The sequence below is a fragment of the Gammaproteobacteria bacterium genome (assembly GCA_037388465.1).
Classification (GTDB): Bacteria; Pseudomonadota; Gammaproteobacteria; order SpSt-1174; family SpSt-1174; genus JARRKE01.
In genome coordinates, this window is the sequence record JARRKE010000009.1 from 1 (window position 1) to 17,087 (window position 17,087).

11 protein-coding genes are annotated in these 17,087 nt (G+C 59.8%); 1 reads left to right on the forward strand and 10 read right to left on the reverse strand.

Annotated features, from left to right (window positions below):
- Both P8Y64_03130 and P8Y64_03135 read right to left on the reverse strand, forming a co-directional pair.
- Window positions 1-200: hypothetical protein (locus P8Y64_03130; GenBank protein ID MEJ2059470.1), on the reverse strand; the 200-nt coding region annotated here is incomplete at its 3' end.
- Window positions 201-211: 11 nt separating this feature from the next.
- Entirely contained in the window at window positions 212-1,297 is a 1,086-nt protein-coding gene (locus tag P8Y64_03135) for a TRAP transporter substrate-binding protein (GenBank protein MEJ2059471.1), read from the reverse strand.
- Between the two features lie 389 nt (window positions 1,298-1,686).
- On the opposite strand from P8Y64_03135, the gene P8Y64_03140 reads away from it, so the two are divergent.
- Window positions 1,687-2,133 (forward strand): Lrp/AsnC family transcriptional regulator, encoded by a 447-nt coding sequence (locus P8Y64_03140; GenBank protein MEJ2059472.1) that lies wholly within the window; start codon window positions 1,687-1,689, stop codon window positions 2,131-2,133.
- A 5-nt stretch (window positions 2,134-2,138) separates the two neighbouring features.
- Here the strand turns inward: P8Y64_03140 and P8Y64_03145 are convergent, their stop codons facing one another.
- The 8 genes from P8Y64_03145 to P8Y64_03180 form a co-directional block, all read right to left on the reverse strand.
- Entirely contained in the window at window positions 2,139-4,946 is a 2,808-nt protein-coding gene (locus P8Y64_03145; protein MEJ2059473.1) for a PAS domain S-box protein, read from the reverse strand.
- Between the two features lie 274 nt (window positions 4,947-5,220).
- Window positions 5,221-6,135, reverse strand: coding sequence for a hypothetical protein (locus tag P8Y64_03150; protein ID MEJ2059474.1), 915 nt, complete (start codon window positions 6,133-6,135; stop codon window positions 5,221-5,223).
- 437 nt (window positions 6,136-6,572) lie between these two features.
- On the reverse strand, window positions 6,573-9,053 hold the full coding sequence (locus tag P8Y64_03155; GenBank protein ID MEJ2059475.1) for a TolC family outer membrane protein: 2,481 nt from the start codon (window positions 9,051-9,053) through the stop codon (window positions 6,573-6,575).
- A 150-nt stretch (window positions 9,054-9,203) separates the two neighbouring features.
- Entirely contained in the window at window positions 9,204-10,538 is a 1,335-nt protein-coding gene (locus P8Y64_03160) for a TolC family outer membrane protein (GenBank protein MEJ2059476.1), read from the reverse strand.
- Between the two features lie 54 nt (window positions 10,539-10,592).
- A complete protein-coding gene (locus tag P8Y64_03165; protein MEJ2059477.1) occupies window positions 10,593-12,545 on the reverse strand; it encodes a retention module-containing protein in 1,953 nt (650 codons plus the stop codon).
- A gap of 232 nt (window positions 12,546-12,777) precedes the next feature.
- Window positions 12,778-13,443, reverse strand: a complete 666-nt coding sequence (locus P8Y64_03170) for a response regulator transcription factor (protein MEJ2059478.1) — start codon at window positions 13,441-13,443, stop codon at window positions 12,778-12,780.
- Window positions 13,424-14,884, reverse strand: coding sequence for an HlyD family type I secretion periplasmic adaptor subunit (locus P8Y64_03175; GenBank protein MEJ2059479.1), 1,461 nt, complete (start codon window positions 14,882-14,884; stop codon window positions 13,424-13,426). The genes P8Y64_03170 and P8Y64_03175 overlap by 20 nt, the downstream gene beginning before the upstream one ends.
- Window positions 14,868-17,051: a type I secretion system permease/ATPase gene (locus P8Y64_03180; GenBank protein MEJ2059480.1), complete on the reverse strand. Its 2,184-nt coding sequence runs from the start codon at window positions 17,049-17,051 to the stop codon at window positions 14,868-14,870. Before P8Y64_03180 ends, P8Y64_03175 begins: the two co-directional genes overlap by 17 nt.
- Window positions 17,052-17,087 lie beyond the last annotated feature (36 nt).

The window sequence follows — 17,087 nt, forward strand, 5'->3', positions numbered from 1 at the left end:
CGGGCACCCACATCGAAGGCCACCAGCGCAACCAGTAACACGGTCGACCAGGCACTCAGCCGGCCCAACCACTCTATAGCCTTATCGACCTTGTAACCCCAAGCATCCACAATCTCGACCGCCCGACGAGTACGACCGGCCGATTGGCCGGTCGTACTGTCTGTCAACGAGGCTCGCACGGATTCACCGATAGAAGCCATTGCACCTTTCCTCAAAGGTTCTGATTCAGAACAACGGCCTCACTCACGTTCAGCCAGTTGTCCGCCCGCTTTTTGAACGCGAAGTACTGGTCGTTGACCTTTTTCGCCATGGGGTCCTTGCTGGACAAGGTCGCCAGGGTGTCGAAGGTGACCTCGCGCAGGCGCTTGATGATCGCCGGCGAGAGGTGCTTCAGCTTGACGCCTTGGTTGTCGACCAGATCCTGCAGGGCTTCGGCGTTATTCGCGTTACACCAGGAGAAACTGAGTTCATTACAGGCTGCCGCCGCATTTTCGACCACGGCCTGCAGGTCCTTGGGCAGGGAATCCCAGGCCTTCTTGCCGATGAGCAGTTCGCTGACGGTGGTCGGCTCGTGCCAGCCCGGGGTGTAGTAGTACTTGGCGGCGTTCTGCAGTCCCAGCTGACGATCCAGGTAAGGACCGACGAATTCCGCCGCGTCGATGACGCCACGCTGCAGGGCCGGGAAGATTTCGCCACCGGGCAGCAGCTTCACGCTCACGCCCAGCTGTTCGTATACCTTGCCTGCCAGGCCGGGGATGCGCATGCGCAGGCCCTTGAAATCGGCCACGGATTCGATCGGCTTGCGGAACCAGCCGGTCATCTGCATGCCGGTATTGCCGACCGGCAGCGCCTTGAGCCCGAAAGGCGCATAGACCTCGTCCCACAGCGCCTGGCCGCCGCCGTGATACAGCCACGAATTCATCGCCATGACATCCATGCCGAAAGGCACGGCCGCAAAGTACTGCGCGGCAAACGACTTGCCCGCCCAGAAATAGGAGTTGCCCCAGTTCATGTCGACGGTGCCTTCGCGCACCGCATCGAAACCGGCCAGCGGCGGAATCAATTCCTTGGCGGCATAGAACTTGATCTTGATTCGCCCATCGGACATGGCCTCGACGCGCTTACAGAAGTCCGTGGCGCTGCCCGGTCCCGTCGTATAAAACGGCGCGCCCTGCGGATAGACGCTGGTCATTTTGAATTTGAAGGTCTTTTTGGAATCGGCCTTCACGATGGCCGGAGCCATCAGGGTGCCGGCCAGAGCCCCTGCCTTAAGAAAGTCGCGTCGCTTCATAGCCATGAATTAACTCCTGCAAGTATCGGTAATCAATCGGATGAAGGCCGCGTCTGAATTTACAAACGCATCCCCCTGCGCTTGCATTAGCAACGGGCATGCCAACCAACAAAAACACATATATCTATATGTTTTTAATGATTTTTATATATTTTCACCCGATCACATGAAGCCGCGCCCAGCGCACCAACACAAGGCACGGATCGGCGCACACGCAACCGCTTGTAAGGTAGGCATGCTGATTGCAGACACTTGTAAGCAGGAAGAGCGGATACCGCGTGCAAACGCCATCTGAAGCGGTATCCAGGACGGATTTTGTCAATCACCGCGCCCTAATGGGGCGCCAACGCACCGTGACGGTGCAATTTAGACGTCGTAGCACACTGAACAGCACCATGAACAAACTCGATACAGAAATCGTCAGCCTATTGATCAAGCATGGCCGCATGTCGTTCGCGGAGATCGCCCGGCGGCTGGGTGTCACCCGGGCGCACGTGCGCGACCGTGTACAGATTCTTCAGGATGAAGGCGTGATCGAACAGTTCACGGCCGTCATCAATCCGGAAAAGCTGGGCAAGACGGTATCCACCTATCTGGATATCAAGGTGGCCCCGCAGGGCATTGAGCAGTTTGCGGAGGAGCTGGCCGACCAGCCGGAGATTGCCAGCCTGTACATCATGAGCGATATGAAAAGCCTGCACGTGCATGCGCTGACCGACACCTACGAGCGACTGCACGAATTCGTGCGCAGGGAAATCTTCTCGCGCGAGCACGTGCTCAGCGTGGAAAGCCAGACATTGCTCAAACGCGTGAAAAACCGGCGTGGCGGGCCACGCCTTTAGGGACCCTACATCATGGACTCTACGGACGACTGCTCGGGGATATAGCCCTCATCCAGAACCTTCAGGGCCGAATCGACGACCCGGGCGTCGTATTTGGTGCCGCGGTTTTTGGTGATTTCATCCCGGGCCATCGCCAGACCCAGGCCGGGCCGGTAGGGGCGATGCGAGGTGATCGCCTCGATCACGTCGGCCACCGCCAGAATACGGGCTTCGAGCGTGATCTGATCGCCGGTCAGACCGTCCGGGTACCCGGAACCGTCCAGGCGCTCATGATGCTCCCGGATCATGGCGGCCACCGGCCAGGGAAATTTCACATCCTTGATGATGTCGTAACCGACATCGGGATGCGACTTGATCAGATCGAATTCCGCCTGTGTAAGACGCCCCGGCCGATTGAGGATTTCGGAGGGGATATAAATCTTGCCGATGTCATGAATCATCGCTCCCAGGCGCAAGCCATCGATCTTTGATTGATCAAGCCCCATGTCCGCCCCTATTCGGGCGACGAGTTCGGACACACGCTGCTGATGCCCGGCCGTATAGGGATCGCGCTTCTCGACCGTCATCGCGATAGCCTGAATGGTTTGCACCAGGGAGTCCTGCAGGGCGCGTTCGCTTTCGTGTCTGCGTGCATTGGCAATCTCACGCTCCGCACGGGTTCGCAGACTTCTTATGCCATAAGCCAGGTCGTCCGCCAATTCCTGCAGCAGTGTGATTTCCTCGGCATCGAACGCATCGGTCTGCGCCGAATAAATAGCCAATACCCCGAATGTTTTCTCATCACGTTTCAGTGGCAACACCAGCAGAGAATTGAATCCGTTCGCCAAGGCCATATCGCGCCAAGGTTGAAAGGTAGGCTCAATGGCAATATTCGATAAAGCGATCAGTTCCCCATCCCGGACAACCTTGCCGGCCGGGCCGTTCCCGTACGGCGATGCCGCATCCCAACTGACGGTGATATTGTCGATATAACCTGAGCCGGCACCTGCATATGAAACGATGCGGATCGGCTTTTTGGGGTCCTCTTCCGCATATCCGACCCAGGCCATTTTGTAGCTCGCTTCGTCCACAATGAGGCGGCAAATCTCGTCCAGGAGACCTTGTTCGTCGGCGGCATGTATCAGCGTCTGGTTGCACCGACTGATAGCCAGCAAGGACCTGTTCATGCGGCGAACCGATTCCTCAACCTTTTTTCGTTCCGTGATATCGGCAAAAATCACCAACAGGCCGATCACGATGCCGTAATCATCCCGCAGAGGAACCTTGCTGATTAAAGCGACGTGTTGACCTCCATCCGAATCGGTCAGCACCTCCTCCATATCGAGCCGGGGCTCCCCGGACTCCATGATCTCCATATCCTCCAACCGGTGGCGTTCGTTGACGGCGGGATCAAGCTCCAGATCAAAATCCGTCTTGCCCACGATATCCTGACTGGCTTCCAATCCCATTTGTTGCGCAAACTTTTTATTGCAGCCCCAGATCACCGAATCACGATCCTTCCAGAAAACGGCAAAAGGAATGTTCTCGATCAGGTTGGAGATCAGCTCTTCGCGCTCGCGCAATGCGGTTTCCGATCGAATACGATCCGTTATGTCCACGCCGATGCCACGAATCTCGACAAGCTTTCCATTCTCATCGTATCGGTTAAAGGAGCTCAGACTCAGCGTGTATGTAACGCCACTGCGCGCCTTCAGGTCCATGGCATAGTCGTGAATATCACCTTTCGATATCAAACGCTTTATCTTCAGCACCTGATCGATGCTTTGATCCCGGTAAAACAGCTCCCAAACGTTATGGCCGATCACTTCATGGGGATCATATCCCGTAAGCGTCTTAATATATTGGTTGATGAACAACAGCTCCCCGCTCGGGGTCATACGAACGATCAGCCCAGGCGTGGAATCGACCAGTTCTTTTAGATAGGTTCCGGATTCCCGTACGTCATACATCAAGCGTTGCCGATGCAACGCCATACCGATCTGCCGCGCAATCGCCTCGACGAGAGGCTGATGAGTACGGTCAAAAGGTTTTACCTCACCCAATGATGCGACAATCATGGCACCGCGCATCTCGTTTCCTACCGGGATGGGAACCGCCACCAGACTCCGAATGCCGTCTTTGACAAAGGAAGGAACGGCAAGCTCGAATGCAGCATAGTCATCGATAATTTGGGTATTCCCCATCCGCATGGCCATCCCGCCCGCACCGCTTTCGACTGATACCTTAAGCTCTTCCATGTGGGCCTTTTTTTCCTTGGACAATCCGTGCACCCAACGGTATCTAACATTACGCTGATCAGGCTCGACCAGTGCTAATGCGCCCACATCACACCCCGTCAGTTCGATCGCCGTTTGCATGGCCTTGTCGTACAGCGACTCGGAATCCAGTTTGGTGGACAAATCCTCAATGACCTGCAAAAAGGTCTTGGTACGTTTTCTCTCCTGGTCACTCGTCCGAAGGTCTATAAGGGAGGCAACGTACACGGCGGGGTCTTCATCGTGCCCGGTAAAACGCGCAGCGTTAATTTTGACCGGCACCAGGTCCCCGTTCTGGTGACGACGCAGTGTTTCGCCATACCAGGCGCCGTCACGCTGCAGGGAGGATCTGATTGTCTGGGCGACCTCCAGCTCGCTTTCGGGCCAAAGCATCGACACATGGTTGCCTAAAATGCCCCGAGCGGGATAACCAAACAACTTTTCGAAGGCGGGATTCACATAACTGATGCACAAGCCGTCATCCAAAGCAATGACTGCTTCGTCAATCAACTGCAGGGCGGCGCACAATGCGCCATCGAGTAACTTATGATCCGTCATTCATCCTCCAACCAGGCGTCGCGTATTGTTGTTATCGACACCGGTGCGGGCCGTCAGCTTTCCGACAAGCCGACCCCTTCCCATCGAGTCCTACGCCGCAAGTATAGCCTATTGAAATCCTATAGATATCATGGCGTAACAGGTATTTTTTACAACCATCATGAGCTAGGCCAGAAAAGCATGACGTGATATATGCACAAAAATACCCACACAAAAAAAGCGGGCCCCGAAGGGCCCGCCAGTGCTTGAGGTATTCATTACCTCTTAGCCGACCTCACTCCCCATGCTCTTCGAGGATCGCTTCGCGGACGCTGTCCGCCGCCTGGGCCAGCGATTCTTCCGTGACGCCGCTCGGCAGACTCACATCCAGGATGGTATCGATCGCCTCGACAGTCTGCGAGGTAATCTCAACCGTCTTGTCGGATGCGCCGCCCAGGAAGATCGCGAGCAGATCCTTGGTGCTCAGCGAGGTGGTGAAGACCGTGCCGTCCGGCAGGACGATCTGGCCGTCCGCCAACAGGTCCTTATACAGGGCCAGGTTTTCGAGCGGCGAGTCGATACGGACGTACGTATCGGCCAGGATCGCCTCATTCACCGCCTGCAGATTATCGAGCTGGTACAGCTCGGGGCTCGCAGCCAGGGCGGCAAGCGCCTCAGCCAAGGAACGATCCATCACCTTGGACGGAGCACGCGCCACATTCAGGCGTCCGAGTTCAACCTCGGGAATGCCTTCCTGAGCCCAGGCAGGTTTACCGCCGTGCTCGGCGTCACCCTGTCCGCCGGAATAGCGCGGACCTTTGGCGTCGCTGTCTTCACCGGGGCCGCCTGAACCGCCGCCCTGCATCTTGTTATTGTCATATTGGCCCTGGTCATGACGCGAACCGCCCATTGCGCCCTTGCCGCCTTCGCCTTCCTCGCCCTCATCTTCTTCGAGGACCGTACCGACGTCGCTGCTCGGACTCGTTGTGGCTTCATGTCCGCCTTTCTGACCCTGCTGGCCACCCTGATCAGCGTTCCGGCCACCCATGTAGCCATGACCGCTGCTCTCTGCCGCCTGAACCGTCGAGATCAGACTGAAGTCGATCCCTGATACGTGACCGACCACCAGCGGTGCCGCGAATAACGCCACCACTGCAGCCTTCGCAACCCACGGTAAGCGAGTCTTGAATGTCGCATTCCGCGTTTTCATTGCCGTGCTCCTTCCGGGTTTCCCCGATTTTGCATGACGGGTATCAGTTATCCCCATCCCGTCATGCGTAGCCTCTCTTGCCTAACTCGCTACGCGCAGAAGGCGCGTTTCACTTTTTCGTTTCGGCCCGCGCCTTCTGCGCGTGGCTCCGTCCGCTTGTTGGCGTGCGGCCCGCCTTTTCAATTTCTACATCGATCACGCTTCCTCCTCATTTTGTTGTTTCTTAACGGCTTCCACCTGCGCCGTTAATCCAATAAATTTCTTTCATAAGTAGTATGGGCTTCACCAAGCCAGCGGCCATCGTACTTCGGTACAGGTGTCCCTCCGAGGAGACCGCACACTTGATTTAAGTCATGATTTAATTTGGCTTAATCTCCGGTTAATCAGGTTGTTTCGTTCAGCCTCTGCATCCGGCACTACCGTGGTTACCCACAGGCTCAGAGTTTTGCGCTGATACGCGCCAGGACCCGGTTGATCTGGTAATTGTCCAACGGTTCATCGGAGGTGCGTTGAATGTGCTGCACGCCGCCCTCCAGGCTCATGTGCCGGTCAAAGGCATAGTTCACACCCAGACCAAAGCTGTTGACCTTATCGGTGCGCACGATGTCCTGGTACTCACCCAGCCCATTCGAACCATCCACCTTAAGCGTCCAGGCCGGTGCGACTCGGATATCCGCGGAACCGCTGATCCGTGTGTACAGATAGCTGGACGAACCCGGCAGAATGGTTTCTTCCAGCGAGCGCCTCACCGCCAGCGTGAATGCCGATCCACCCCGGGGTTTCCAGCTCATGCGCATGCCGTAGTCCAGATCGTTTACGTCCTTGAATCGGCTGTCGTCGAACTTCTGTGACAGGCCGCCCAGGTAGAGACTGCCATGCAAGGCACCCTGCCTTACGTTCATGCCCGCTACCGCCCGATAACCGGACGAATTGCGGTCGTAACCGTAGTCGTCCGGGCGGTTGACGTAATGGCGCTGGTCGTAGGTACCCTGCACGAAGGGTTGATAACGCCCGCCGGTATTCAGGGTCAGGCGCGCACCGTATCCCGCCACGTCGCGATCCCGATCGTCGTTGTTGATCACGCCGCCGGTCGTGGTGGCGACACTCTTGAAATCGAGCTCCGTGAGCGAACCCGCCACACGCAGGCTGGCGTTGCCGAACTTCCAATTCGCGCCCAGGTTACTGCGGGTCTGATCGTAAACAATGGGGCTGACCGGAATGTTGACAAGATAGGTGTAGTCCGGCGATGTCCGGTCCTCATGCAGGTGACTGCGGGTCACGCCACCGAAGACGTTAAAGCTGTTGGTGAAGTCGAATCGACCGTTCGCTTCGCCCCAGTAATCGCCGGTGTTTTCCGAATCGTAGGTGCCATAGCGCGTGGCTATGCCGCCGGCGCCGAAGTTAAGCATGTGCCTTGACCAGTCGGACTTCAGGTCCACGTTGGCCCGGATCAGCGTTGCCGTATCGGACGTCGTGTTATCCGGCGTAGCATAGATGTTGTCGTCGTACATCTCGGTCATGGCCAGTTCGGGATGCAGCACGAACGATCCAACCCGGTACTGCGAGGCGCGGAACTCACGCCCCCGCTCCTGCGCCAATACCAGTGCCTGGGCCTGATTTGCATAGGCCGGGCCGAAGCAACTGGCGCCATCCGCACAGGCGGCCGCGCCTGGCATGGGCTGACCGATGGAAGCAAGCAGCTGACCGTTGTCCGCCAGCAGGCGGTAACCGTTAACCAGCCGGCGGTACTGGCCGTTGATGTAATCCCGCGAGGCCTCGAACAGCTCGTTCTCGCCGTTCAGCATATCCAGCAGGCTGCGCCGCCCGAGGCGGAACTGGCTCACGTAGGCATCCCGTGTCCTGGCTGCGGCGTCGCGGTGCTGCCGCAGATCATCGAGCTGCGAACTCGCCGCCTGATAGCCCTGCCAGTCGACGCGCGTGATTCTGACGATTTCACGATAAACGTTATCGCTGTGGTCACGCGCCGCATTGGCGCGATAGGCCTGCGCGCGCGCCGCCGCGTCGTCCGCCCCACCGTTGAACAGGTTGTACCGCAGGTTGAGCATGGCGCGATAACCCTTGTCGACACCCTTGAGGCCGTAGAGGTTTTCGCCCCAATCCTGCGATGCGACGAAATCGATGTTGGGATAGAAATTCCCCCGCCTTGCACGCTGCTCCGCCAATGCGGCGGCTACCTCGGCCTGTGCCGACTTCAGATCGGGATTACCGGAGACGGTCAGTTGTACCGCTTCATCAAGCGAGTTCGGCAGTGCATCCGGACCCAGCGCTGGCAATTCCAGTGCCTCGTCCGGCGACCCGCCGACCACGCTGCGATAGCGGTTGACCGCATCGCGCAGGTTGGCCTCTGCCGCCACCACGTTGCTGTTGGCCAGCGCCAACCGTCCGCTGGCCTGCGCCAGGTCGCCCTGATTGCTCAGCCCGGAGGCGACACGACGACGGATGCGTTGGTAAATTTCTTCATGTGTCTTGAGGAATTGCTGTGACAGCGACAGCAGTTCACGCTGGCGACGGACATCCAGGTAGGCCTCGACCGACTGCAAGGCTACCGATTCCGCCTGCTGCTGCACCTGATAGGCGGCTGCGTTCACCCGTGCACGTTCGCGCGCGACCTCATTTGTCGTGGTGCGCCCGTTGAACAGGTTTTCGCGCAGGCTGATCGAGGCCTCCTTACGGGTCAGCCCCACATAGCCGTTGTTGCCTTCCGCCTGGGTAAACGGGTTGTCGCTGTTTTCCCACCCCCAATCACCATACACATTGACGTCCGGATAATATCCGGCGCGTGCCTGGCGAAGCTGCTGTGCCCTTGCGTAGCGCTCGCTGATCGAGGCCTGCATCTGTGGGTTGGTGGCCAGTGCCTGTCGCACGGCCTGTTGAACTGTTTCTGCGGGCGCGGGCATCGGCACTACGAGTGCCGCCCCGAGCATCACAGCCCCTAAGATTTCTTTTTGGATGCGCATTTCAAACCTTCCTTTATTATTCGTTCGTTTCGGTGGCCATCGGCCGCCGTTCAACGATTTCACCGGGCGACTGGATCAGCCCCGTGGCGACTATCCCTTGTCGTCTGGAGTGGTCTGTTGCGCCCGGCTGATTCCCATATCGCCGAGCAGGGCACCCATACCCGCGAGCACCCGATACTGCGCATAAACACGGTCGTACCTGGCATTCGTGTATGCCTTGGACGCCTCGTAGAACTCTTTTTCGGTGTCCAGCACATCCAGCAGCGTGCGTCTTCCAACACGCCACTGCTTGATGTAGGCATCACGCGCCTGACGGCTGGCGTCCTCATGTGCCTTGAGATACTGAAGCTGACTGGTGGTCGCCTCGTAGGCACTCCAGGACAAGCGGACGCCTTCCAGGACCTGACGGCGGGTATTATCCCGGACGTCCTCGGCCTGTTTCAGGCGGTATTGATACTCCTTGTAGCGGGCCGAGTCGGCGCCGCCGTTAAACAGGTTGTAATTACCTTCGAGCATCAGTGACTGACGCTGATCCAGGCCTTTCAGGCCATTCAGGTCACGCCCCCAGCTTTGACTCGCCACCGCATCGATATGCGGATAGAAAGTGTTGCCGGCTGCTTTCATCTGCGCCTTGGCCGCCGCGACATCCGCCTCGGCCGCCTGCAGGGTGGGATGATCCTTGAGCGCCATGGCCTCCGCGGTCGACAGACCGGCGGGCATGTTCGCGGCCACTGTGGCCGGAACAGCCATGGGATCCCGCGGCATCTCGCCCACCACGCGCATATAATTGGAACGCGCATCCGCGAGATCGCGCTGCGCGTTGATCAAAGTCGTGCGGGCGAGTGCCAACCGCCCCTGCACCTGCTCGAAATCCGCCGTTCGCGCCAGACCCGACTCGCTGCGTCTGCGCACCTGGTCATAGGTACGCTGGTGTGCCGCCAGATAGGCCTTGGCGAGCCGTACCTGCTCTTCGCTGCGCAACACGTCCAGGTAGGCGCGAATGGAACTGAGCGCCACCCGCTGCGAGGTATCCATGACGGTAAAGTCGGCGGCGTTCACACGCGCCTTTTGCCGCTTAGACTCGTTGACCGTTGCAAAACCCGCGAAGAGATTTTCGCGGGCGGTCAATTCGGCTTCGCGGCGTGTCAGGCTGCGATAACCTGTTTCACCCGCAGCGCGGGTGAAGGGGGAATCGGTGTTTTCCTGACCGATGCCCGCCGTCAGGTCAACGCTGGGGTAATACCCGGCCCTGGCCTGCCGCAGCTCCTGTCCACGGGCCAGCCGTTCATTTCTGCTCGCCTGTACCTCGGGGTTGGTGTTGAGCGCTTGTCTTACCGCCTCCTGGAGTGTGGTCGCTCCGGCAACCGGAGCGAAGGCCGTCAAACCCGCCAGGACCGCAGCCATCAGTTTTTGTTGTGTGCCCATTTCACCGCTTCCTATGTTTTTATGTGAGTGATTTACGGAACCATCGACGATCCATCACGCGATGTTCCCCGTAACGATGCTGTTCATGATCTGGTCGATTGCCTCGGTGCCGCCCTCGCCGGACATCTGCAGCGTGACCAGCGGCTGGAATCCGTCACCCGTGTTGAGAGAGACCTGGTAAACGTTATCGCCGCTTACATCGACCTGCAGATAGTCAGCCAACGCCACGGCACCGGGATCGATACCCGCGCCGTCGAGCACTTCGCTGATATCCAGCTTGTCGCCCTGGCCCGGCTTGAAGTCCATGATGGTGTCCTGCGCCTCGTCCATGGTCAGGTATTTGAAGACATCGTTGGCGCCGCCGCCGAAGAGGATGTCCTCGCCTTCGCCACCGACAAGGATGTCGGCACCGCCGCCGCCCTTGAGGACGTCGTCACCCGCACCACCTATCAAGGTGTCCGGACCGCCGCCGCCGAAGAGCTGGTCGTTACCGCTGCCGCCATCCATGTAATCCGGGCCACCGTCACCGTAAAGGATGTCGTTGCCCTCGCCGCCCAGCATGGTGTCCGGACCGCCGCCGCCAACCATATAGTCGTTGCCGGTACCGCCCTCCATGTGATCGGGTCCGCCGCCGCCATCCATCATGTCGTCGCCGGCATCGCCGTACATGCTGTCGGGCGAGCCGAAGCCGGCGAGAATGTCGTTACCCTCGCCGCCGTGCAGCTCGTCGGGGCCACCGTAGCCTTCGAGGATGTCGTTGCCCTCGTCGCCGTAGATGGTGTCGGGACCGCCGCGGCCGACCAGATGGTCGTCGCCGCCCTGGCCGTAGATCGTATCCGGCCCACCGCCGGCGTCGATGTAATCGTCACCGGGCGTGCCCACGAACTCCTGGTGCCCACCGTGCTGGCCTTCGCCATGCCCGCTGTCCAAGATCGTGCCGACGCCCGTGCCGTCACCCAGGTCGGCGTAGCTCGGGTCGGAGAGCTGGACGTAGAAGTTTTCGTCGCCCTCGACCACCCGGTCGCCGTAGACCACGACCTCAATGGTCGCGCTGGTCTCACCGGCCGGAATCACCAGAGTGCCGGAGGTCTGACCGTAGTCCGCTTCGTCCACGCCGCTGCCGCCCGCAATGGCGGTACCGTCAGCAGTCGTGAAGTGCACCGTGACCGGCAGCAGGGAAGGTGCGCTCAGCGTGACCGTGAATACGGCGACCGCTTCACCCGTGGGATGCTCGCCATGCTGGCTGTGGGCCTCCCAGGTCCAGTGGCTGCCGCCTTCCTCGCCGTGCGAATCGCTACCGCCTTCTTCGCCGTGCGAATCACTGCCGCCCTCCTCACCATGCGAGTCGCTGCCACCTTCCCCGCCATGCGAGTCGCTACCCGCCGCGCTGACGGCGACCACCTCGGATTCACCATGTTCCTCACCGTGGTCGCCACCTTCATGACCTTCGCTTCCGCTGCCGTGTTTCGGGGCGGGCCAGGGCTCCCTGATCGTCACATCGGCGATGGAGATGACCGGTACGTTTTCGGCCGCGCTGTTGAACATGCCCAGGCCAGCCTGCGCCGAATCGGCGATCTGCTCGGCACCGCCGGTCACATCGCCTTGCGCCGCCTGGTGGGTCTCGAAACCGCTGTCGGGTGTGGTCTCACCACCGACCCGGTCCACGCGCACGAAACTGCGTCCGCCGCCGCTTTCCTCGCCGGCGCCGGCCGCTTCAAAAGAGGTGGTCGGGTCCATACCTGCCAGAATCGCTGCCTGCAATGCGGCCAGGTCGGTCACTACGCCACCTTCGCCCGCAAGCATGCCGGGGTCGAAAACCTGGTTGTCGAGCACCGCTTCGGCGTTCGGACCGATGGTCAGGTGACTGCCGTCCGCGAAGCCGAGCGTGACGCTTCCGTCATCCCCGGTTTTGACGACGTCATCTGAATTGACCGATTCCCCCAGATGCAACAGCCGCTTGAGGCCGTCTGTCCCCTGCAGCAGCACATAACCTGTAATGGCAGCCACGATACCAATTGGTACCGCTTTGCCGATTTTGACGTATGCAGCCATGGCTGACTCCCCCATTCAATAACGGATGACTTGCTCATCCGTCGAGGCTCTATAACTTCTTTCGTATTAAGTATGAGCCGCGCCCGTAGAGTCGGTATCGTACGGAAGTACAGGTAAGCCTTAGGGGGGACGGTTTGTTGATTTAAGTCATGATTAATCTTGACTTAAGTCAAGATTAATCATGCTGTCACACACACTGGCCATTAAAACGCATGGCCAGCTGCAACCGGTCCGGTATCCCTGTCTTGCGGAAAATGGAGCTGAGGTGCGCCTTGACGGTTCGTTCGCTGATATTCAGGCTGATGGCGATCCGCTTGTTGCTTTTGCCTTCGCAGATCTTTTTGACGATTTCGTATTCCCGGTCCGTGAGCCTGGCGAGCATGCGCTGAATGCTTTCGTCCATGCGCTCCGGCGCGTACGTCTGCAATTGATCCAACAGCGCCTTCATCAACTCGCTGCTGACCAGCACCTGCCCCGACCCGGCCAACCCCATTGCACGCCTCAGCAAAGGCGGTGACAGGTAGGTATTGAAGTAACCGTTGACGCCGTGTTTGAGCAGGTACAGCCCTTCCTGATTGTTGGGATGATCGGCGAACACCAGCACGGGCAGGCCGGGGTGGGCCTCACGCAAGCGCACAATCCCCTCCGCGCCACCCAGGTCCGGGAGCTGCATATGCAGGAGCACGAGCAGGTTTTCGCGTTCGCCTAACCACGTCCGCAATGCCGCAAACGACCCGCATGCCAGCGACCTCAGACCATCGTCCAGCGCCTCCAGCCAGCGGGCGCGAACCTGTTCGTTGGCACTGCACAAAAGGACTTCGTCCAGATAATGATTACCTTTCTCTGAAGGCATACTCTTTGGCCCTTAACACCGGTTTTAACAAATACTCCAGCACACTCTTCTTGCCGGTAATGATGTCCACGGTACAGGTCATACCGGGAATAATCGGCAAGGGTTTTGCTTCCGAGCCCAGGTGGTTATGGGCAGTCTCCAGGCGTACCAGATAATAGGCATGTCCCTGTGCGTCGGCGATGGTGTCGGCACTGATATGCTCGACCTTGCCCTTGATGCCGCCATAGATTGCGAAATCGTAGGCACTGAATTTCACCGTGGCCTCCTGGCCGGGATGGATAAAGGCGATATCGGCGGGCTTGATGCGCGCCTCGACCAGCAGTTTGTCCTCCAGCGGCACGATCTCCATCAGGTCCATGCCCGGCTGAATGACCCCGCCGACCGTGTTGACCATGATGCGCTTGACCGTGCCGCGGATCGGCGCGCGCACCGTGGTGCGGCTGACCCGGTCGGCCAGAGCGACGTTCGACTCCGACAGCCGGGACAATTCGGTCATGGTTTCGTTGAGTTCGCTGCGCGCCTTGTTGCGGAAATTGAGCACTTCCTCGTCGACCTTCTTGCGGGCCTCCTCCAGCTTCGATCCCGCCCGTGGCAGCTGTAACTTGGTGGCGTCAAGCTCGCCCTTGAGTTCGTTGACCTCGCGCTCCAGGCGCAGTACCTCGACCTCGGATACCGCGCCGTCCTTGATCAGCGGCTTGGTCATGTCCAGTTCCCTGAGCAGCAGACCGTAGCTGCGGACCAGTTGGTCCCGTTTGGACTTCAGTTCGGCCAACTCCTGTTCGCGCTGATCCGCCTGGCGACGCAGGATTTCGAGATTGGCGTCCAGCTGTTTCATTTCCGATTGATACAGTTCGAGCGCCTGCTCGACCAGTTGGGGCGCTTCGCGCATGACATCCTCGGGTGGAACGAACGGCTTGCCGTCCGCCTCCGCCCGCAGGCGTGCCGCCGCGACCTTGTGCGACAAGTAGTGAATGCGGTTTTCGCGCAGGCTGGAGGACGACAGGGTATCGTCGATGCGCAGCAGCGGCTGCCCCGCGTTGACGACCTCGCCCTCCTTGACCAGGATCTTGTCCACGATCCCGCCCTCGAGATTCTGGACCACCTGCAGTTGACGCGAAGGGATGACCTTGCCCGGCCCACGCGTCACCTCGTCGAGCTGGGCAAGGCTGGCCCAGACCAGGCCCACGACCAGGAACAGCGCCACGGCCCAAAGAAGGTAATGACCACCGCGCGGACTTTGCTGCAGATAGGCACGACGCGTGTCGGTCACGAAGTCCAGGTCTTCTTCCATGAACAGCTCACGCCGGTGCTGTGACGCATTGTCCTGCGGCACGCCGCCCGACGGCGGGCGCTGCGCCTCGCGCTTCTTTCCGGCGGCCTGGTCCTGGTTGCCGGTCTGGCCGTCATCGCCCGGCAATGTGGGGTCAACTGGTTTCTGCACGGACCCGTCCTTCCTTCAGCAAATTCAGCACCTCGTCTTTGGGGCCGTCGGCGACGATCATGCCGTTGTCGACCACCAGCAGGCGGTCGACCAGGCCAAGCAGCGATGCCCGGTGAGTGACCAGCAAAAAGGTCTTGCCCTTGATCAGTTCAGCCAGCCGCTGCTTGAGCTGGAATTCCGTGCCGTTGTCCATGGAATTGCTGGGTTCGTCCATGAGCATCACCGGCGGATCATGCAGCAGCGCCCGGGCAATCATCATGCTTTGCCGCTGACCGCCCGACAGGCCTTCGCCGCGCTCCCCCAGTGGCATGTCGTAGCCCAGCGGATGCCGGTCGACGAATTCGGAAACCCCGGCATTTTCGGCGGCGCGGATCATGCTGCGGTCGTCGACGTACGGCGAACCGAACAGGATGTTTTCACGCACCGTGCCATAGAACAGCATGGGGTCCTGCGGCACATAGCCGATGTTACGGCGCAGTTCCGCGGGATCGAGCTGGCGCACGTCGACGCCGTCGATACGCACGGCACCGCCAGTGGGCGAGTAAAGACCGAGTACGAGTTTTTCGATGGTGGTCTTGCCGGAACCGGTACGTCCGATAATGCCGACGTGCTCCCCCGGTTTGACCTTGAACGAGATCTTTCTGAGCGCCTGGGTCGACTGGCCGGGATAGGAGAAGGCAACCTCGTCGAACTCGATGGCGCCGTCCAGGCGGGGACGGCTCACGAACGACTGCCCCGCCGCACGCTCCACCGGCATGTTCATGATGCTGTTCAGTGTCTTCAGCGCCGCCTTGGCCTGGTGATAATGCGCGGCCAGATTCACGACCTGCCCCATCGGCGCCATGGCCCGGCTGGTAAGGATCACCACGGCGATCAGGCCGCCCATGCTCATCTGCGCGTCGGCGATCAGATACACGCTGGCCGCCACCACGCCGACCGTGGCCAGTTGCTGCACGAAGATCGCCGCATTCGCCACCGAATTGGTCAACAGCCGCGCCCGCGCGCCCCAGCGCGAGATGAAGCCCACGGCCTGCTCCCAGCGGCGCTGCAGAATACCCTCGGCGCCCAGGGTCTTGACGACCTCCATACCGATCAGGCTCTCAACCAGCGTGGCATTCTTCAAGGCGGCCGCGCGGAAGGACTTGTCCACCGCATCGCGCAACGGCGCCTGCACCATCAGGCCGTAAACGACGATGATCGGAATGCCGGCCAACGGTATAAGCACCACCTTCAGGCTGATGGCGGCGATGACGGCCAGAAACAGCAGGGTGAACGGCAGGTCCACCAGAATCGCGACCGTGCCGGAAGTGATGAAGTTGCGCACACTCTCGAACTCGGAAAGGTTGTTGGCGAACGCCCCCACCGAAACGGGCCGCGCCTCCATGCGAATACCCATTACCTTTTCGAAGATCATGGCCGACAGGGCGACGTCCGCCTTCTTACCCGCCACATCGATGAAATAGCTGCGCAAGCCGCGCATGAGCAGGTCGAAGCCATAGACCAGACTGACCCCGATCACCAGCACCCACAGGGTTTCGACCGCGTTGTTGGGCACCACCCGGTCGTACACGTTCATCAGGAACAAGGGGCTGGCCAGGGCGAACAGGTTGATAAGAAAGGAGGCCACCAGCACGTCGCGGTAGATGCGCCAGGAACGGGCCAGGGTGCCCCAGAACCAGTGGCGGGTGGGCGGCGCCAGCACGTCGGGGGCGCGCTGGTCGAAGTGATGTTCGGGTTTGACGAAAACGGCGTAGCCCAGGTACTCGTGCTCCAGCCGCGCCAGGGAGACCTTCTGTTCCCCGATGCCGGTCTCCGGCTCGATGATCACCGCATGCCCGGACATCGGATTGATCTCGCTGAGCACACAGGCCTGTTCGTCCTTCAGCAACAGCACGGCGGGCAGCACCAGACTGGAGATCTTGCGCAGTGGCCGTTTGACGATTTGCGCGGACAACCCGACGCGTGCCGCGGAACGCACGAAGAGTTCGGGGGTGAGACGGTTTTCAACCAGCGGCAGACCCGCCCGCAACGCGTCCGCAGAGGTCGGGACGTCGTAGGTCTTGGTCAGCAGCACGAGGCAGAACAACAACGGATCGTCGTACTGCACGGCCGCCTCGTGCAGATGCCAAGCGTGCTCTGATGATGTGGCTGAAGAGGAGCTAGGCATCTGATCTATCACGTATCCATTTATACATATATTATT